This window comes from Mesorhizobium sp. WSM3873, assembly GCF_001672445.1.
In the GTDB taxonomy this organism is placed as follows: Bacteria; Pseudomonadota; Alphaproteobacteria; order Rhizobiales; family Rhizobiaceae; genus Mesorhizobium.
The window spans coordinates 1-16,365 of the sequence record NZ_LYTM01000057.1 but is presented as its reverse complement, the minus strand read 5'-3'; the positions used below and the strand labels follow the sequence as shown (position 1 = coordinate 16,365).

The 16,365-nt window shown below is 59.8% G+C and carries 17 protein-coding genes; 14 read left to right on the top strand and 3 right to left on the bottom strand.

Features of this window, described 5'->3' with window-relative positions:
- On the bottom strand, window positions 1-1,542 hold the full coding sequence (locus A9K71_RS28590) for an L-aspartate oxidase (protein ID WP_067003799.1): 1,542 nt from the start codon (window positions 1,540-1,542) through the stop codon (window positions 1-3).
- A gap of 169 nt (window positions 1,543-1,711) precedes the next feature.
- On the bottom strand, window positions 1,712-2,680 hold the full coding sequence (locus A9K71_RS28585; RefSeq protein WP_067003797.1) for a hypothetical protein: 969 nt from the start codon (window positions 2,678-2,680) through the stop codon (window positions 1,712-1,714).
- Window positions 2,681-2,855: 175 nt separating this feature from the next.
- On the opposite strand from A9K71_RS28585, the gene panB reads away from it, so the two are divergent.
- The 4 genes from panB (at window position 2,856) to A9K71_RS28565 (ending at window position 6,136) form a co-directional block, all read left to right on the top strand.
- The gene (gene panB, locus A9K71_RS28580) at window positions 2,856-3,692 is read left to right on the top strand and encodes a 3-methyl-2-oxobutanoate hydroxymethyltransferase (RefSeq protein WP_067003795.1); all 837 of its coding nucleotides are present in this window, start codon (window positions 2,856-2,858) and stop codon (window positions 3,690-3,692) included.
- Window positions 3,689-4,555 (top strand): pantoate--beta-alanine ligase, encoded by an 867-nt coding sequence (panC, locus tag A9K71_RS28575; RefSeq protein WP_067003793.1) that lies wholly within the window; start codon window positions 3,689-3,691, stop codon window positions 4,553-4,555. Before panB ends, panC begins: the two co-directional genes overlap by 4 nt.
- Window positions 4,556-4,690: 135 nt before the next feature.
- A complete protein-coding gene (locus A9K71_RS28570) occupies window positions 4,691-5,416 on the top strand; it encodes a LuxR family transcriptional regulator (protein WP_067003791.1) in 726 nt (241 codons plus the stop codon).
- A gap of 90 nt (window positions 5,417-5,506) precedes the next feature.
- Complete coding sequence (locus tag A9K71_RS28565; protein WP_067003789.1) at window positions 5,507-6,136, top strand: acyl-homoserine-lactone synthase; 630 nt, start codon at window positions 5,507-5,509, stop codon at window positions 6,134-6,136.
- Between the two features lie 541 nt (window positions 6,137-6,677).
- Here the strand turns inward: A9K71_RS28565 and A9K71_RS31835 are convergent.
- On the bottom strand, window positions 6,678-7,016 hold the full coding sequence (locus tag A9K71_RS31835) for a hypothetical protein (protein ID WP_156319959.1): 339 nt from the start codon (window positions 7,014-7,016) through the stop codon (window positions 6,678-6,680).
- A 23-nt stretch (window positions 7,017-7,039) separates the two neighbouring features.
- Between A9K71_RS31835 and A9K71_RS32760 the strand changes: the two genes are divergently transcribed.
- The 10 genes from A9K71_RS32760 to A9K71_RS28510 form a co-directional block, all read left to right on the top strand.
- A complete protein-coding gene (locus tag A9K71_RS32760) occupies window positions 7,040-7,525 on the top strand; it encodes a GAF domain-containing protein (protein ID WP_348627042.1) in 486 nt (161 codons plus the stop codon).
- A gap of 467 nt (window positions 7,526-7,992) precedes the next feature.
- Window positions 7,993-9,102, top strand: coding sequence for a histidinol-phosphate transaminase (gene hisC / locus A9K71_RS28550; protein ID WP_067003783.1), 1,110 nt, complete (start codon window positions 7,993-7,995; stop codon window positions 9,100-9,102).
- A gap of 128 nt (window positions 9,103-9,230) precedes the next feature.
- The gene (locus A9K71_RS28545; protein ID WP_067003781.1) at window positions 9,231-10,259 is read left to right on the top strand and encodes an LLM class flavin-dependent oxidoreductase; all 1,029 of its coding nucleotides are present in this window, start codon (window positions 9,231-9,233) and stop codon (window positions 10,257-10,259) included.
- 374 nt (window positions 10,260-10,633) lie between these two features.
- Window positions 10,634-10,930, top strand: coding sequence for an rRNA adenine N-6-methyltransferase family protein (locus A9K71_RS28540; RefSeq protein WP_197092109.1), 297 nt, complete (start codon window positions 10,634-10,636; stop codon window positions 10,928-10,930).
- Window positions 10,931-11,221: 291 nt separating this feature from the next.
- Window positions 11,222-11,470 (top strand): helix-turn-helix transcriptional regulator, encoded by a 249-nt coding sequence (locus A9K71_RS28535; protein ID WP_067003779.1) that lies wholly within the window; start codon window positions 11,222-11,224, stop codon window positions 11,468-11,470.
- A 660-nt stretch (window positions 11,471-12,130) separates the two neighbouring features.
- Complete coding sequence (gene queC, locus A9K71_RS28530; protein ID WP_067003777.1) at window positions 12,131-12,829, top strand: 7-cyano-7-deazaguanine synthase QueC; 699 nt, start codon at window positions 12,131-12,133, stop codon at window positions 12,827-12,829.
- Window positions 12,829-13,185, top strand: a complete 357-nt coding sequence (queD, locus tag A9K71_RS28525; RefSeq protein WP_067003775.1) for a 6-carboxytetrahydropterin synthase QueD — start codon at window positions 12,829-12,831, stop codon at window positions 13,183-13,185. The genes queC and queD overlap by 1 nt, the downstream gene beginning before the upstream one ends.
- Window positions 13,182-13,916 carry a 7-carboxy-7-deazaguanine synthase QueE gene (gene queE, locus A9K71_RS28520; protein WP_067003773.1) on the top strand — a complete coding sequence of 245 codons (735 nt, stop codon included), beginning with the start codon at window positions 13,182-13,184 and terminating at the stop codon, window positions 13,914-13,916. The genes queD and queE overlap by 4 nt, the downstream gene beginning before the upstream one ends.
- Window positions 13,917-14,960: 1,044 nt before the next feature.
- Entirely contained in the window at window positions 14,961-15,239 is a 279-nt protein-coding gene (locus A9K71_RS28515; protein ID WP_067003772.1) for an acyl carrier protein, read from the top strand.
- A partial coding sequence (locus tag A9K71_RS28510; protein ID WP_067003770.1) for a beta-ketoacyl-[acyl-carrier-protein] synthase family protein occupies window positions 15,239-16,365 on the top strand: 1,127 nt, incomplete at its 3' end. The genes A9K71_RS28515 and A9K71_RS28510, both read left to right, overlap by 1 nt.

The following is a 16,365-nucleotide window of genomic DNA, read 5'->3' as shown; positions in this document are numbered from 1 at the left end:
TCAGGTGCTCCGTGTCCGTGCCTGCCACCCAAGTGCGAGCGCGCCCTGCATTGCGCCGCGCAGTGTCAGCCGGGCGGGGCACGCCTCTGCATCGCGCCAGGGGAAATCAGTGCGGAAGTGCGAACCACGGCTCTCTTGGCGCCTCACCGCCGCCATGGCGATCATGAGCGCGACCAACGCCGGTTCGGATGCGGCCTCGTTGCCAGCCGCGATCGGCAGTAAGTTCGCTACCGCCTCGCGCAGGGAGTCGCCGTCCCGAATGATGCCCAGTGCGGTGGAGACGATCGGGCGGATGCAGGAAGGATCTGGCCGCGCAGGCACAAACGTGGAACATACGCGCCGCCGTTTGGCGTGAGATGTGCCGGCAACGCTTTCAGCAACCCAGCTCGCGGTGACCACAGCTTCGGTGAGCGAATTGCTGGCGAGGCGGTTAGCGCCGTGCAGGCCGGTGCATGCGACCTCGCCGCATGCCCACAATCCCTCGACGGAGCTGCGGCCGGCCGCGTCAACAGCAACGCCGCCCATGTGATAATGGGCTGCCGGGCGTACTGGGATCGGATCGACGGAGGGATCGACGTCTGCCTCGCGGCACAAACGGGCTATGGCCGGAAAGCGACTGCCAAATCTCGGGCCTAGGCATTGCCGGGCGTCCAGGAACACGCGGTGCCCGCCAGTTATCTGCTGCCACACCGCACGCGCGACCACGTCGCGAGGTGCAAGCTCGCCGCCCGGCGTTTCAGCCAGGAAGCGTTCTCCTGCTTCGTCGATGAGCACTGCGCCTTCGCCGCGAACCGCCTCGCTCACTAGCGGCATCGGTCGGCGCGGACCCTCGAGCGCGGTCGGGTGGAACTGCACGAATTCCAAGTCGGCGAACTCCGCCCCGGCCCAGGCGGCGAGTGCCAGCCCGTGCCCGCATGAGCCAGGCGGATTCGTGGTATCGCAAAACAGGCCGCCGATGCCGCCGGTTGCCAGCACCGCCCGGCGTGTGGGCAAGACGATCGTGCCGGTGCGCGACATTGCGAGCACGGCGATGATTGCCCCGTTTTCCACGACGAGCCGGCGAGCCTCCAAATTTTCCAGGACGGTGATCGAGGCTGTGCACCGCACCGCGGCGATGAGCGCGCGGACCAGCTCGCGACCCGTGGCGTCCCCGTCAGCATGAACGATCCGCCGATGAGAGTGCGCCGCCTCGAGCCCGAGCCGCAACTGCCCGTCAGAGTAGCGGTCGAAGGCGACGCCGAAGTCTTCGAGGGCCTTGATCGCTTTGGGCGCAGCTCGGACAACTCGCCGCACCGTCGCCTCGTCGCAGAGCCCATCACCGGCTCCAAGTGTGTCGCAAAGATGAAGTTCAGGGCCGTCCTCGCCGCCGAGACTTGCCGCTAGGCCGCCTTGGGCGAGCGCACTGCAGGCTCCGGTTCCGAGCGGCGCATTGGACAAAAGCACGACCGGCTCCGGCGCCAAGTGAAGCGCCGTCATCAGGCCTGCCACGCCAGCGCCTATGATGATCGGTGCCCCGCCGGTGTCGTGAATGTCGCAGCTCATATCCAAAGCATGCGCTCGACCGCCAGAGCCGACCATGCGACTGGCGGGATCACCCGCCGGACGCGCTCATATAGGGACGCGGCCGTAGGTAACGCCCCAGTCATCAGCGCCTCCGATTATATTCGATCTGACAATAAGGGGAATATTTCTACCTTGACTATAAGGTATGTCAAGCCCGAGACATTGGCAATTTTGTCCCGGCGAAAGCCCTTTCATCGAGCACGGCACGGCGGAAGCGATAGAGCTTTGCAGGCCGCCCACCCGTGTCGACTGAAGTGTCGCCAGTCTCTTCGACCAGCTCTTGCTGCTCAACAAGCCTGCGGAAGTTCGGCTTGTCGATCAGTCTGCCAGCCAATGCTTCCACGGTTCGCTGCAGCTGGAGCAGCGTGAAAGTCGGTCTCATGAGTTCGAAAACGACCGGCCGGTATTTGATCTTGGAGCGCAGCCGCGTAACGCCTGTCGCCAGGATGCGGCGATGGTCAGCAACCATCGCCTTGCCTGAGACGGCCGCAGGCGGAGGCGCAGCTTTCCCGCCGCTGGCCTCTTCGACCAATCCTGCTTCGTAGAGCAACTCATAGCGTTGGAGCGTGAGCTCCTCGTTCCAATGGCGGTCGTCAAAGCCGAAGGCGATCGCCACCCTATGCCGGCGTTCGCGCTGCCTGGCCGGATCGCGGGCGCCGTCTGTCCATTCAATCAAGCGCGCTCGCAGAATATCCAGGCCCACCGACGGCGTTCCGGAGCGGTGGTCCTCCCATGGAAAATATTCGTACCAGCTTTGCCAGCCGCAGGTGGATGAGGCCGTTGCCTGTTCCTTCCGGGTGAGTGCGAGATAGCTGATCGAGATGACGCGCTGCTGGCGCTCGGGGCCGACACGGTCCCGATCGGCGAACGTGTAGAGTTGCTCGATGTACCCAAGGGGATGGCCGGTTTGCTGTTCGACCCACCCCCGCAAACCGGATTGCGGCGATCGGTGCTCGAGCGCAAATGGTCCGGAGGGCAAGGTGTCCGCCTGACCGATTGTGAGAAGACAGGGCTCGCCGTGATTTACGGCAACGACCACCGCGATCAGGTCCACTTTGGCTTCGTCGGCCCTATCGTCGGCTCTGTCTTTCCCGGTTCGTGTTCGTTGATCTTCCATATTCGCGAACGTGGTCGGCCCCCAGCTCGGCGAGCTCTAATCGATTTAGTTTAAGCGTGACTGCCCGCACGTCAACACCGCACAGCTGGACGGCAATTTTTATCTCTTCGCACTTGCACAAAAGTATGCCAAACGCGACTCTGGCGGTTGGTGACGCAACGGAAGGAGGCCTGGATTGAGCGCGACAGGTGAGGCGAAGGCAATTACGCCACCGGATATCCGCTCGCGGAAAGGCCAGGCCCCACTCGTCTGCCTCACTGCCTATACAACCCCGGTCGCCAGGATGGCCGATCGACACTGCGACATTGTTCTCGTCGGGGACAGCGTCGGCATGATAATGCACGGGCTGTCCTCGACGCTGGGGGTAAGCCTCGAGATGATGATCATGCACGGCCAAGCCGTGCGCCGCGGCCTGCAACAGGCGCTGATGGTCGTCGACCTGCCGTTTGGTTCCTACGAAGAGGGGCCGCAGCAGGCCTTGCGCAACGCAGCCCGCCTTATCGCAGAGACCGGATGTGCGGCGGTGAAGCTCGAGGGCGGCCAGACCATGGCCGATACGATTCGCTTTCTCGCCGCCCGCGGCGTGCCTGTAATGGCCCATGTCGGCTTGACGCCGCAGGCAGTCAACATTTTCGGCGGCTACCGTGTCCAGGGGCGGGGAGACGATGCCGAGCGGATCAGGCGCGACGCTGCTGCGGTCACGGAGGCCGGCGCTTTCTCAGTGGTGTTGGAGAAAGTCCCCGAGCCGCTCGCACGCCGCATTAGCGCCGAAATCGCCATCCCCACCATCGGCATCGGCGCCTCGCCAGCCTGCGACGGCCAGATTCTGGTGAGCGACGACATGCTCGGCCTCTTTACCTCTTTCCGGCCGAAATTCGTCAAGCGCTACGCCGAACTAGGCGACCAGGCCGATGCGGCGATCGCGGCTTATGCCGCCGACGTGAGGGAACGGCGCTTTCCGGCGGCCGAACATCTCTACGCCGACGAGACGAAGGCCGGAGACGTCACATGAGCGTGCCGATCGTTCGAACCGTTGCCGAGCTCCGCGCTGTTGCCGCGGGATGGCGTCGCTCAGGCGCCCGTGTCGCCGTTGTGCCGACCATGGGGGCCTTGCATGAAGGCCATCTGAGCCTCGTGCGTGCCGCGCTTCAAAAGGCTGAGCGGGCGGTCGTGACGCTGTTCGTCAATCCTAAGCAGTTCAACAGTGCCGCCGACCTTGCCGCCTATCCCCGGACGGAAAACGAAGATGCTGCCAAGCTCGTGCCGACAGGCGCACATTTGCTCTATGTGCCCGATGCAGACGAGATGTATCCAGCGGGCTTTGCAACGACCGTTTCGGTGTCCACTCTCGGTGAGGACCTGTGCGGCGCCTTCCGGCCCGGCCATTTCGATGGCGTGGCGACGGTCGTGGCCAAGCTCTTCCTGCAGACCGGCGCTGACTTCGCCTGCTTTGGCGAAAAGGACTTCCAGCAGCTTCAGCTCGTCAGGCGCATGGTCCGGGACCTCGATATTCCAATCGCCGTGATCACATGTCCAACAGTCCGCGAACCCGATGGTCTTGCGCTATCGTCGCGTAACGGCCGGCTCTCGCCAGCAGAACGCGCCATCGCCCCAAAGCTGGCTTCGGTCTTGCTCGATACGGCTGAGCGGCTTGCGCGCGGCGCTCCTGTCCTGCCCATGCTTGATGAAGGGCGTGCAGCAATTCTGGCGGCGGGCTATCGCGAGGTCGAGTACCTGGAACTCCGCGCAGAAACGGACCTACAGCCACTAGAAAGGCTTGACCGACCGGGACGTTTGCTTGTCGCGGCTTGGCTCGGCAACACACGGCTCATCGACAACGTCTCAACATCCCCGGTTGGCAAGTGGCCAGGTTAGTGGTGTTTGCTTCAACCGGAAACAGCAAAGTAATGCCGGCGATTATAGCGAAGTCGTCGCGTCGGTGCGGGGTCGTTTAGAGCCAGGTCTCCGCCTGTCATCGAGCAACATTTGAGGAGGTTGCGCAAAAGGCAGATGTATCGAGTGTTTGAAAACTTCGTCGAGCAACTCTCTGCAAGTGTCGATGCTGACGATCTCCATGAGGCAATGGCGTCCGCCGCAGCCGGATTCGATTTTCCGCTCTTCGCCTATTTCAGCTACCCGTCCGCCTCCGGCCAGACGCCGCAATTGATTTCAAATTATCCTTCATCCTGGACATCGCACTATCTCCAACTGCGCTACCACAGCCACGATCCGGTGATTCTTCGCGGGCTGCAAGGCTGGGATACTTTTGATTGGGGCGTGGAACGACCCCACCGGTGTCTGCCGCCCTCGCAGCAAGAAATTCTGGAAAAAGCAGCTCACTTTGGGATCCGCGGCGGATTGACCATGTCGCTGCATGACCATCGCGGCCGGTTTGCGGCGCTGACCTTCGCTTCCGACCAGTCCCGTCCGCCTCTTTTGAGGTCACTCACACGTTACGAAAAGGCATTGCAGCTGGTCGCAATCAGCTTTCATACACATGCCCGGCGTAGGCTAGCCGAAGACCGCGTGGTGGATGGCATAACGCTGACGCCGCGGGAGTTTGAATCGCTGAAATGGGCGGCGCGCGGTAAGTCGGCCTGGGATATCAGCCAGATCCTCGGCGTCTCTAAACGCACCGTGACGTTCCATCTGGAAAACGCCAAGGCAAAGCTTGGCGTGCGAACCATCAACCAGGGCGTGGCGCGGCTGACTGCTTCCCGTCAGTGGAGAGCCTGACTTCTTCGGATAGCTGTAAAGGTCTACAGGCTGCATCAATGTCGGCTTTGCTCTTCGATGGCGGGAACACATCCTGCGCGGAGGCGACAAATGATGCAGCTGATAACACCTGAACTCTACGGCGAGTTTCCGAACGAGCTCAAGGAAATGCACGGGCTGAGGCATCGGGTCTTCAAGGAAAGGCTGGATTGGGAAGTCCAGACCGAGAGCGAGATGGAAACAGACGCATTTGACAGCCTGAACCCCATCTATCTGCTTCTCAAGGGATCCGACTGGCGAATTTGCGGTTGCGTCCGTCTTCTGCCGACTACCGGTCCGACAATGTTGCGCGACAGCTTTCCGATGCTGCTGGGTGAGAGTGCCGCGCCCGCGAGTGCCGACATTTGGGAGAGCAGTCGTTTCGCACTCGATCTGCCTCCATCGGCGCCTAAGGCTGGTGGACTGGCGCAAGCGACCTACGAGCTCTTCGCCGGCATGATCGAATTTGGCTTGGCGAACAATCTCACTCGGATTGTGACAGTTACCGATACGCGCATGGAACGGATCCTGCGTCTCGCAACGTGGCCGTTGTCGCGCATCGGACAGCCGAAGCCGGTCGGCAACACAGAGGCCGTCGCCGGATTTCTCGAGATTTCCCACGCCAGCCTCTTGCGCATCCGCTGGAAGGGACGTCTGAACGGACCGGTGTTATGGCAACCGGTTCTCGGCCTGTCGGCATAGCACCTCTCAGCCTGACCAATGCTCCAGCTCGCGCCTCCCTCAAACCTAGGTCGCGGCCTGCGAACTAACACGGCGGCCGCATCAAATGGATCTTCTCAACTGATCAAGCCCGCCGCAAATTGGCCAAAGCATTTTGACCGGGCCGGATCCCGTCGTCGTTGGAGTGAAGCGGATCAGCTGCTTCTAATGCCCGCCGTTTTTGCTTTGCGGGCGTCGCGCCTGATTTCCTTCTAGCGCGATGCAAGGTGGTTCGATCCGGCACTGACCCTTAAGCGGGGGCTGGTTTGAGCCGATGGGGATCGGCGCGAGCTCGTCGGCAGCCACCGCTTCCAAGGGTACGAGCACCGCGAAATCGGCTTTCGCTCCTTTCCGTGACGACGCGCCGAGTTTCCAGGTGCTTGATACGCTCGTGAACCTCGGGAAGCGGCAGATCACATACGAGACCACGCTGGAATCTCATGGACGGCAGCCTGGATCTCGCGCGCTTCTATATGGTCCGCGGGGCAGGGGGCCATCAGGCGCTCCGCGAGGAGGGCAAAGGTCAAGACCTCGTCGGGATTGTGAATGAAACCACGCCGGAGTCGCGGCTCGCAGATGACATGGCGCGATGGCGGTCGCCACGCCACTGCGCCAGCTTTGCCAGGAGCTGATTGCGCTGATGTCCTCGGCCATCAGCATCGGAACGCGGAGACGCCGGGGCAGACATTCGCCGTTCGATATCATCCACCGGAGATGCATGAAACTGATGGAATTCTATCATGAGCGCCGATTTTCCTTTCGCGAATGAAAGAAAGCTCGATTGACTCTCCCGCCCCATTCCGGTCTCGTGAATCAACGTGCGGTTGCGGCGGGCAAAAGTCAGTCGATGGTCGCGATTCATGAAAGGAAGCCCATGCGCCAGATATCGCCCCGCCGTGCACTCGACGACATCGCGGCGCCCCGACTTACGGCCATGGCGTTTTTCGCGCTTCCCCCCGACCGGGTGACAACCTCAAAATCCGCAACCAAACGGTGGATCCGGCGTTCAACGCCGCTGACAAGGACGTGCTCGGGGCGTCCGACAACATGAAAGTGTCGTTCATCGGCGTACCCATTCGCGTCGATGCGAACGTCGTGGGCACGCTGACCATCGACCGCATCCTGGACAATAAATCAGGTTCCCTCCTCGACTACGACCTCCGCCTCCCTACCACAATCGCCAATCTGGTTGGGCAGATAGTGAAGCTGCATCGCCTGTTCCAGGCAGCGGGAGCGTCAATCGGCAGAAACGACTTTGACTGCTGCCACGGACAGTGTTTCTTCCGCGGCGCCGTGGAAGAGCGGACCGGGCAAAATGGTGCTGCAACTGGGGCCGATGATGCCAGCCAGGCCGGCCACGCAGCCGAATGATGCTGCTCCTTGGGCGGCCGCTACGGTCCCGTCCGTCGTCAGCGATCAGGCACTGCTGGCGCCTGCCAGCACAGCCTCTTTAAAGGTGCGAGTATGTCAAATCGCGAGCGTGTCATCGCGGCCCTGGAGAGTTGTGGCTCGGTGCAGGCAAAGGCGGAGCCTGCTTGGACTGACGCCGCGCCAGATTGGATACACGCTGAGGAAATACCGCATCAAATCAAGCGTCCGTGAAAGGACGACCGAGGCAAAAATATCAGGGACAAATCAAGCTTTGGTGGCTTGGCGCAGCCTTGGCGCGGTGACGAGTGGATGCGGAGCGTCGGGCCAATTCGACCCGGGAGGACAGGCCGCCCCACCTCACGAGATCAATGTGCTGACAAAGGCGGTGTGAACGCACCGTCGGTCGGCCATGTGCTCTAGACCATCAGCTCATCCGGATTCCCTCTACGACTGAAACGGAGAAAAACATGGCCGATGCAAAACTTCAGAGTGTGCTTTCGTCTCTTTCGCAAGTGGCGAGACAGTTAGATGCTCTGCCATCCGATGGGCCAGCACCAGATTCAAGTTGGGTAAAACTAAACAAGAATGAGAACCCATTCCCGCTTCCGGAAATCATAATGAAAAGTGCGATTTCAGCTTTCGAAAGTCAGTATTTGTATCCGGAAGACGATAACATTAGCCTGAGGCAAGCAGCCGCCGATGCCTACCATGTCTCCATGGATCAGGTAATCGCCGGCAACGGATCATCTGAACTGCTTGGACTTGTCTACAGAGCTTTCCTTGCCCCGGGGGATAGCGTGGCGATGATGTCGCCAGGTTTTTCGCTCAACCGCAAACTTGCCACTTTGCAGGGTGCTCAATTTGTCGAAATCGAATTTAGTGAAGACCATTCCTTGCCTATCGAGCAATTGCTCCTCGGTCCTGCAAAGGACGCCAAGTTCATTCTGTTGGCCAATCCGAACAATCCGACCGGAACGTTCGTTCCGGTGGCCGATATCGAATGCCTGGTAGCGAAATCGGACCGCTTGATCGTGCTGGATGAGGCCTACGTCGACTTTGCACCCGAGAATGCTCTATGCCTCATCAATCGCTATTCGAACCTTCTGGTCTTAAGAACATTTTCCAAAAGCTATGCTGCCGCCGGCATTCGCGTCGGTTTCGGTTTCGGTCACCCTGAAGTTATTGGCAGGCTACGCAACATCCAGAACGTCTTCAACATGAATGTGGTCGGGCATGCGGTTGGTATCAGCGTCCTTGCGCACCGCGCCGCCTATCTAGACAACCACAGACACATCAAGCAAGAACGACAGCGAGTGACGCGCGCGCTGTCGCAACTTGGATTTTCCGTAATCCCTTCTCACGCCAACTTCTTGCTAGCCCGCGTGCCAACGGGACAGGACGGCTCATGGTGGCAATCAGCCTTTGCAAGGAAAAAAATACTTGTTGCCGTCTTTCCCGATAAAGGTTTGGAAAATGACATCCGCGTCAGCATCGGTACAAAAGAGCAGATGGATGCATTTCTTTGTGCCGCTAGACCTATTAGTAGAATAGTTAATATGTCAAGATCGGCGCGTTAGATAGCATAAGGATCTGCGTATAGCATTGCGCAGGCGACAATACGCACAATTACACAACCGATAGGTTCTTGAATTGCTTGAATACGCGAGCAATTGGACTTTTTGCGTCGAAAGTTGGAGACAATATCATGGATAAGGCCTTTCCTTCAGACCTGGCTGTCGGCATTTTCGATCATCTGGACGAGGACGGCCTCGATATCGCCCGACAGTACGAAGATCGCCTGATGTTAGCGGAAGCGTGCGATCACCTTGGGTTCTATGCATATCATCTCGCAGAGCACCACTGTACCCCACATGGGAGAGGTCCATCACCGAATCTGTTCTTGTCGAGCGTAGCCCAGCGAACCCGGCGCCTTCGTGTCGGCCCGTTGGTAATGCTGCTTGCCCTCTATCATCCGCTACGCGCGTTCGAAGAGATCTGTATGCTGGACCAATTGAGCGGTGGCAGGCTCGAACTTGGGATAGGTCGCGGCTCGCTCCCGATTGAATTGGGCTACTTTGGGATTGGCTCGGACGCGGCGCCAGACCACTATGCGGAAGCCAGCGAAATTCTTATCAATGCGCTGAAAGGCGGCACGCTATCCTATCAAGGCCGCCATTTTGAGTTGAACAGCGTTCCGTTGACGCTAAGAACTCATCAGCGTCCACATCCGCCGACTTGGATCGCCACGAATCGACCGGAGTCAGCAGCCTGGGCCGCTGCGAATGGCGTGAACATCGCGTGCGTGGGACCTTCCTCTTCTGTTCGCACAATCACTGATGCCTTCCGCGCCGGTCGAGCGCACACCGGTGAGGCGGACGACCAAGCGCCATTTCTTGGATTGCTCCGAATGGTCGTGATTGGGCGTTCTGAAACAGATGCACGTTCACTCGCCGCACCAGCTTACGAACGGTGGCTCAAGAGCTTTAAATTCCTTTACGATCTCAATGGCATGCCCACTCCACCAAACCTGCCGCTGACCTTCGATGCAGCAATCGAGAAGGAACTGTGCGTAGTAGGAACGGCAGCTTCTGCGGGACAAGCTCTTCTTGATCAGCTGGAAGCGGCAGGTGCAAACTACCTCCTTTGTCAACCGGCGTTTGGGAATCTGTCGTTAGATGCTTCCCTATATACCGCAACCGCGATTCAATCCGCAATTATGGCTCGAGTTGGCTAACCCCGGTGCGGCAGCGCTCCTTAACATGCGTCCATCACAGACAGCACCACAGATAGCCGGCAACACGTCAGGTCTGGGAGCCAGGGTGGACAGGCACCCAGCAACTCGTCGCGAATGTCGTCGAACGAGGCGTAGTTGAGATCGTAGAGCTCGCAGTGATGTCCACCCGCGGCCAATAGCTGGTCGTGGTTGCTTCAGCAGTCACGTTCGCGTGTCCGCCGCGCAGCCCCGTGTTCAGCGGAGCGGCGGCATGCTGGAGCGTCTCAGGCAGGCTGCCCAGAGAAAGTTAGTCATATCTGAAGGCAATCTGATTGGGAGAGCCTTGGTCGACTTGGACTGACCGGTGGTGGCTTGTGGATGAGGAGAGGGAGCCGATGAGACGTGTGTTTCAGTTGAAGCAGCGCCTCGGCAGGAAATTCGAAGAAGAGGTTCAATTCTTCAGAGGCTGGAAAAAGGTTAAAAGAAGAGTGGGCGCGCTCATGCCAACGTCTGCTCATGCCGCACGCCGTATGGCAAGTGTCATTAACGCGGCGTCCAGGATGCCAGTTCTTGAGCTCGATGCAGGAACCGGCGTCATCACCAAGGCGATCCTGGGAAGAGGCATCAAGCCGAAGCAGCTGGTTTCGGTCGAGTATTCCAGGAATTTCTATCAGCGCCTACAATCCAAATGATCCAACAACTGGAGAGATGACAACAGGCCACAGGGTTACGCATCTACCGCTCGCACAAGTGGGCGAGATTGCTGAGCTGCTCAGCCGCATCGATGGCCATCTTGGACAGGCAGGTTCTTCGGACTTGATCAGAAGCAGTTGAACCGCCATATAGCGGTCCGGCCGCCAGTCAGGTTGCCCATGGACGAGACCGAACCGGTCAATGTCCATTTATTCGACTTGCTACGAGCGCCAACTCGCGGGGAACTCTCCCGTGCTGTCAGGCGCCTTTGCTCTCCTTCGAGGTGGTATATGAAAGATTCGCGCATTCCCGAGCCAGTCTTGAAGGCTATGTTGGAGGGAACCCACATCATCCGTGCATATCGTGAGCACCTTGGATACTCCGTCGACGACCTGGCGGTGGCCTGCGGGTTAGCCGCTGAGGAAATTCTGAACATTGAGTCCGGTCTGAGATACAACAAGGGTTATCGAGATCGGATCGCGAAATCGCTGTCCCTGCCCGTGGGAATTCTTGAGGCGGACATATTGGACGCGGCCTGATCAGGGGGAAGGCTCGTTGCCCGTTGGGTCTATCGGGGAGCAGGTCGCGGACGAATCAACTGAATTGGTGTTCCGCTGCCGACAGGATGATCAAAGAACGGAATCACCGGCAACCGCATCATCCAAGTTATCATCGCTGATACGTCGATTTTAGACGACGGGGCGGCAACGGCATTGGCGCTTTCACCGAAGCGCCCGCCTTGCCCGTGGAGCTGCGCGAGCACTCGACCTCCAAGTTCGATAATCAACGAGCCGCTCTAAAACGGCGGCAAGCGCGTTGAGGCGTGTCTCTGTGCAGAGTTCGGGCAGGCGCCGATTGCGCTTTCCGGCTCTCGCGCTCTGACCGCCAAGCAGTCGCATCGGCGGAACACTTTCGCGCCAATCCCTGCAAGATGAAGAAGTTCACTGGGAAGCGGCCGTGCGCCGGAACGTGATCGTCGCGCTCTCCCTGGCCGTGACACATCCGCGCGCTACAGATCCTGGATGCCAGTTGCTCGGACGCCCAGGTGGATGCAAAAACCCACAGATGCATACCTTCTGCACCACGACACGTCAGCGCATAAGACTCCCAAAGGGTTCACAACGCTGACTCGCTCAGGTAGGAGGAGCGCAGAGAAATCTCCGGTCGCAGCCTTACCCGGTCAAAACAAGGATACCAAAATGAAGACTCTCGTCATCTGCTCCGGCGGATTGGACTCCGTTGCCCTTGCTCACAGCGTGGCAGCGGAGCACGAACTCGCCGGCCTCCTGTCTTTCGATTACGGCCAACGGCACAGGAAAGAATTGAGCTTCGCCGCTCTGTGCGCGGAGCGACTGAACACTATGCACCAGATCATCAACATCCCCGAAATCGGGGGCGGCCTTTCCGGTTCAGCGCTGACCGATTATGTCGACGTGCCGGACGGACACTACGCCGAAGACACCATGAGGATCACGGTGGTGCCGAACCGGAACGCCATCATGTTGGCAATCGCCTTCGGTCTTGCCGCCGCGCACAAGGCCGAAGCGGTGGCGATGGCCGTACATGGTGGGGACCATTTCATCTATCCAGATTGCCGTCCGGCCTTCATCGAAGCTTTCCAGGTGATGCAAGACCGCGCGCTCGACGGCTTCGCGCAGATTCGCCTTCATACCCCTTACGTCAACCTTACGAAGGGTGACATCGTCGCGGATGGAGCAAGACTCGGAACCCCATTTGCGGAGACCTGGTCGTGTTACAAGGGCGGCGAGCGTCACTGCGGACGGTGCGGGACGTGCGTGGAGCGGCGCGAGGCGTTTCATCTCGCGGGGCATGCTGATCCAACCGACTACGAAGACGCCGACTTCTGGCTCGAGGCGCTGCGGAGGAGGAGCGCCTGATGTTCCGCATTACCAAGGAGTTCCACTTCTCGGCCTCGCACCAGCTCACCTCCTTGCCACCCGATCATCAGTGTGCGCGCCTGCACGGGCATAACTACATCGTCGAAGTGGAGCTTTCGGCGAAGGACCTGGACGCGCACGGCTTCGTGCGTGACTATCACGATCTGGCGCCGCTCAAACGCTATATCGACGAGGGCCTCGACCATAGGCACCTCAACGAAGTGTTGGAACATGAGCAAGTCACGGCGGAATACTTGGCCAGACATTTCTACGAATGGTGCAAGGCACGTCTGCCGGAAACCACGGCCGTGCGGGTGAGCGAAACCCCGAAAACCTGGGCGGAATACCGGCCGTGAGGGACACGCGCCCCGCAATCCGTGTGAGCGAGATATTTGGGCCCACGGTGCAGGGCGAGGGAGTGCTAATTGGTTTGCCTACAGTCTTCATCAGAACCGGCGGGTGTGACTACCGGTGTTCCTGGTGCGACAGCCTCCATGCGGTGGATAACCAATTCCGTCACAAATGGGAGATGATGCCAATCGATACGGTATGGCAAAGCGTCGTTGGGCTCTCCGATGGCCGGCCAGTGATGGTGTCGCTGTCGGGCGGCAATCCGGCCATTCAGCCGTTCGGTGCACTGCTCAAGCTTGGCCATGGTGAAGGCTACCGTTTTGCGCTGGAAACGCAAGGTTCGGTGGCCAGGGACTGGTTTGCGGATCTTGACGTGCTGGTTCTCAGCCCAAAGCCGCCGTCAAGCGAGATGAGGACGGATTGGGCCGCATTCGAGGCGTGCATAGAAGCGGCGCAGGAGAAGCCGCAAATCGTGCTCAAGCTCGTTGTTTTCGACGAGAGTGACTACGCCTACGCCAAAGACGCCGCCGCGCGATTTCCGCGCCTTCCGGTCTATCTGCAGCCCGGCAATCACACGCCACCGCGCCCTGGCAATGAAGACGCACCTGTCGACCTGGACGGAATAATCAAACGCATGGAGTGGCTTGTGGAAAAGGTGACACGCGACAGGTGGTTCGAAGCGCGCGTGTTGCCGCAGCTGCACGTTATGCTCTGGGGAAACAAGAGAGGCGTCTAGTCTCGCCTGGGCGGGAAATGCGCCTGCGGATCTTCGGTTCGACGGGTTGGCCCTATCTGGCGGCGCTGCCGAGTACTTGCGGAGGTGCCTGAGGCTAGGCAGCGGCCTCTTTCGACGCTGAAAGTGAAGCGGGCCGCCGACAGAGTTCGACAGAAGGCAAAGTCCCCGATCTTCGTGGCTCCGTTTTCGAATTCCAGCCTGCGGGATTGGCCGGTCGGAATTTCGGCTTGTCGCAACTCTTTCTCGCCGATAGCGCTGAACATCTTCCTTCAGCGATCACGATGTCCTGGCGATGCAGGTCTGAGACAGCGACAGGATCGATGGTGTTCGCAAGCCGGACTCACAGCATGAACCCGCCCTGCGGATCGGTGACCTTTGGGCCTTGCGCTATCCGCCAGCGCTTCGTCGAAATCGGAGAGCGAGTGTGAGGCGCCGAGCATGTAGCAGCGCCCGAGACGTGCCGAGCTTTTGCCTGGAGTGCCCATGCGGTATGCGTCTGTAGCATTGTCTCCAACCAGAGGGCAGATCGCTGAAATGTATCCACGGCGTAGATGCGTCTCATCGAAACAAACGATTTTATCAATCCTCCGGAATCTCGCATCTGACGACAGCACCTTACACACACTGATCACCCGCTACCACTATCGTGTGACGACTGCAAAAAAGAGCCGGAAAGGAAAATCTATCCATGAGCTCAGACGTGCGACGGAAGTTGTGCTGGGAAATGAGTTGTAGCTGGCCGACCGTTTCCTCTCCGACTTCTTCCGGAGAACTAGGACTGACTAGGGTCTTCACCCAAACCCGGTAAAAGGCGGCCGAGCCGTTTGACGACGGTCCACTTTGCACATCCGAGATGCTCGGTGTGCCGGCGCTAAATCGGGTGGCGGCAACGCTCTCCGTCATCGACCCCTACGCCGCAGACCAAACTCTATAATCAATTGGTGCTCGTGAGTGGCACAAAGTCAGGGACGATTTTCGCGACGCAGCTGGCAGAGGCATGGCGCCGCGCCCACGTCAAAATAGCTGAAATGGAAAGGAACGGAAATGAGTGATCAACTCACGACGGAAATCATTGCCATAATAAAGAAACGCGTCGAGTCAGAGAATGGTGAGGGGCCCAAGCTATCCGTCGGCGAAATAACGACTACGACGGAACTGACTGGTCTCGGCATCGATTCACTGGGGTTAGCGGACGTGCTCTGGGACCTGGAGCAGGCCTATGGCATCAAGATCGAAATGAACTCGGCCGAGGCTTGGTCGGGTGTCCAGAATGTCGGCGGCATCGTGGAAGCTATCCGCGGCTTGCTTGCCAAGGCCGCTTGATGGACAGACGCGTTGTCATCACCGGTATAGGCGGGCTGTGCGGACTAGGCACCGATGCCGCCTCGATTTGGACAGGCATGCGCGAAGGCCGCTCGGCCATCGGCCCGATTGTCAATTCAGAACTTCATGGTCTGGAGGGCATAATCGGCGCCGAGATCAAAGCATTGCCTGAGCACGACATTGACCCCAGGCAACTCGTCTCCATGGCCCGCTGCAGCCTGCTTGCCGTGCTTGCGGCGCAGGAAGCCATGCGCCAGGCCGGACTTTCCTGCGATGAAGGAAATGCTCATCGCTTCGGCGCCACAGTGGGCGTCGGCTTCGGTGGCTGGGAAGCGAGTGAAAAGGCCTACCGCGCCCTTCTTCTGGGCGGCGCGGCGCGCGTGGATCTCTTGACTGGGGTAAAGGGGATGCCGAGCGCGGCTGCCTGCCATGTCAGCATGAGCCTCGGCCTGCGCGGGCCGGTCTTCGCCGCCACCTCCGCCTGCGCCTCGGCCAACCATGCGATCGCCTCGGCCGTCGACCAGATCAGGTACGGGCGGGCTGACGTGATGCTTGCCGGAGGCACCGACGCGCCCTTCGTATTCTTTGTGCTGAAGGCATGGGACGCCATGCGCGTCCTCGCTCCGGATACTTGCCGGCCCTTCTCCGCCGACAGGAGGGGCCTGGTGCTGGGCGAGGGTGCGGGCATGGCCGTGCTGGAAAGCTATGAGCATGCCACGGCGCGCGGCGCCACGATCCTTGCCGAGATCGCAGGCATCGGTCTTTCCGCCGATGCCTTCCACATCGCCGCGCCGGCTGTCCATGGACCGGAAGCGGCGATGCGCGCCTGCCTTGCCGATGCCGGGCTGAATGCCGAGGATGTGGAGTACCTAAACGCGCACGGCACCGGCACCAAGGCCAACGACGAAATCGAAACGGCGGCGATCAGGCGCGTCTTCGGTGACCATGCTAACTCGCTGTCCGTCTCCTCCACCAAGTCCACACACGGCCACTGCCTCGGGGGAGCGAGCGCGCTCGAAATGATCGCCTGTGTGATGGCGATCCAAGAGGGTGTTGTGCCGCCGAGCGCGAATTATCGCGAGCCGGATCCCAAATGCGATCTCGATGTCACCCCCAATGTTGCCCG

Excerpts from the sequence above, each read along its gene's own strand:
- A9K71_RS28590 (WP_067003799.1), bottom strand. The coding sequence starts at position 1,542 with ATGAGCTGCGACATTCACGACACCGGCGGGGCACCGATCATCATAGGC.
- A9K71_RS28585 (WP_067003797.1), bottom strand. The coding sequence starts at position 2,680 with ATGGAAGATCAACGAACACGAACCGGGAAAGACAGAGCCGACGATAGG.
- panC (WP_067003793.1), top strand. The coding sequence starts at position 3,689 with ATGAGCGTGCCGATCGTTCGAACCGTTGCCGAGCTCCGCGCTGTTGCC.
- A9K71_RS28570 (WP_067003791.1), top strand. The coding sequence starts at position 4,691 with ATGTATCGAGTGTTTGAAAACTTCGTCGAGCAACTCTCTGCAAGTGTC.
- A9K71_RS28565 (WP_067003789.1), top strand. The coding sequence starts at position 5,507 with ATGATGCAGCTGATAACACCTGAACTCTACGGCGAGTTTCCGAACGAG.
- A9K71_RS31835 (WP_156319959.1), bottom strand. The coding sequence starts at position 7,016 with ATGAATCGCGACCATCGACTGACTTTTGCCCGCCGCAACCGCACGTTG.
- hisC (WP_067003783.1), top strand. The coding sequence starts at position 7,993 with ATGGCCGATGCAAAACTTCAGAGTGTGCTTTCGTCTCTTTCGCAAGTG.
- A9K71_RS28545 (WP_067003781.1), top strand. The coding sequence starts at position 9,231 with ATGGATAAGGCCTTTCCTTCAGACCTGGCTGTCGGCATTTTCGATCAT.
- A9K71_RS28540 (WP_197092109.1), top strand. The coding sequence starts at position 10,634 with ATGAGACGTGTGTTTCAGTTGAAGCAGCGCCTCGGCAGGAAATTCGAA.
- A9K71_RS28535 (WP_067003779.1), top strand. The coding sequence starts at position 11,222 with ATGAAAGATTCGCGCATTCCCGAGCCAGTCTTGAAGGCTATGTTGGAG.
- queC (WP_067003777.1), top strand. The coding sequence starts at position 12,131 with ATGAAGACTCTCGTCATCTGCTCCGGCGGATTGGACTCCGTTGCCCTT.
- queD (WP_067003775.1), top strand. The coding sequence starts at position 12,829 with ATGTTCCGCATTACCAAGGAGTTCCACTTCTCGGCCTCGCACCAGCTC.
- A9K71_RS28515 (WP_067003772.1), top strand. The coding sequence starts at position 14,961 with ATGAGTGATCAACTCACGACGGAAATCATTGCCATAATAAAGAAACGC.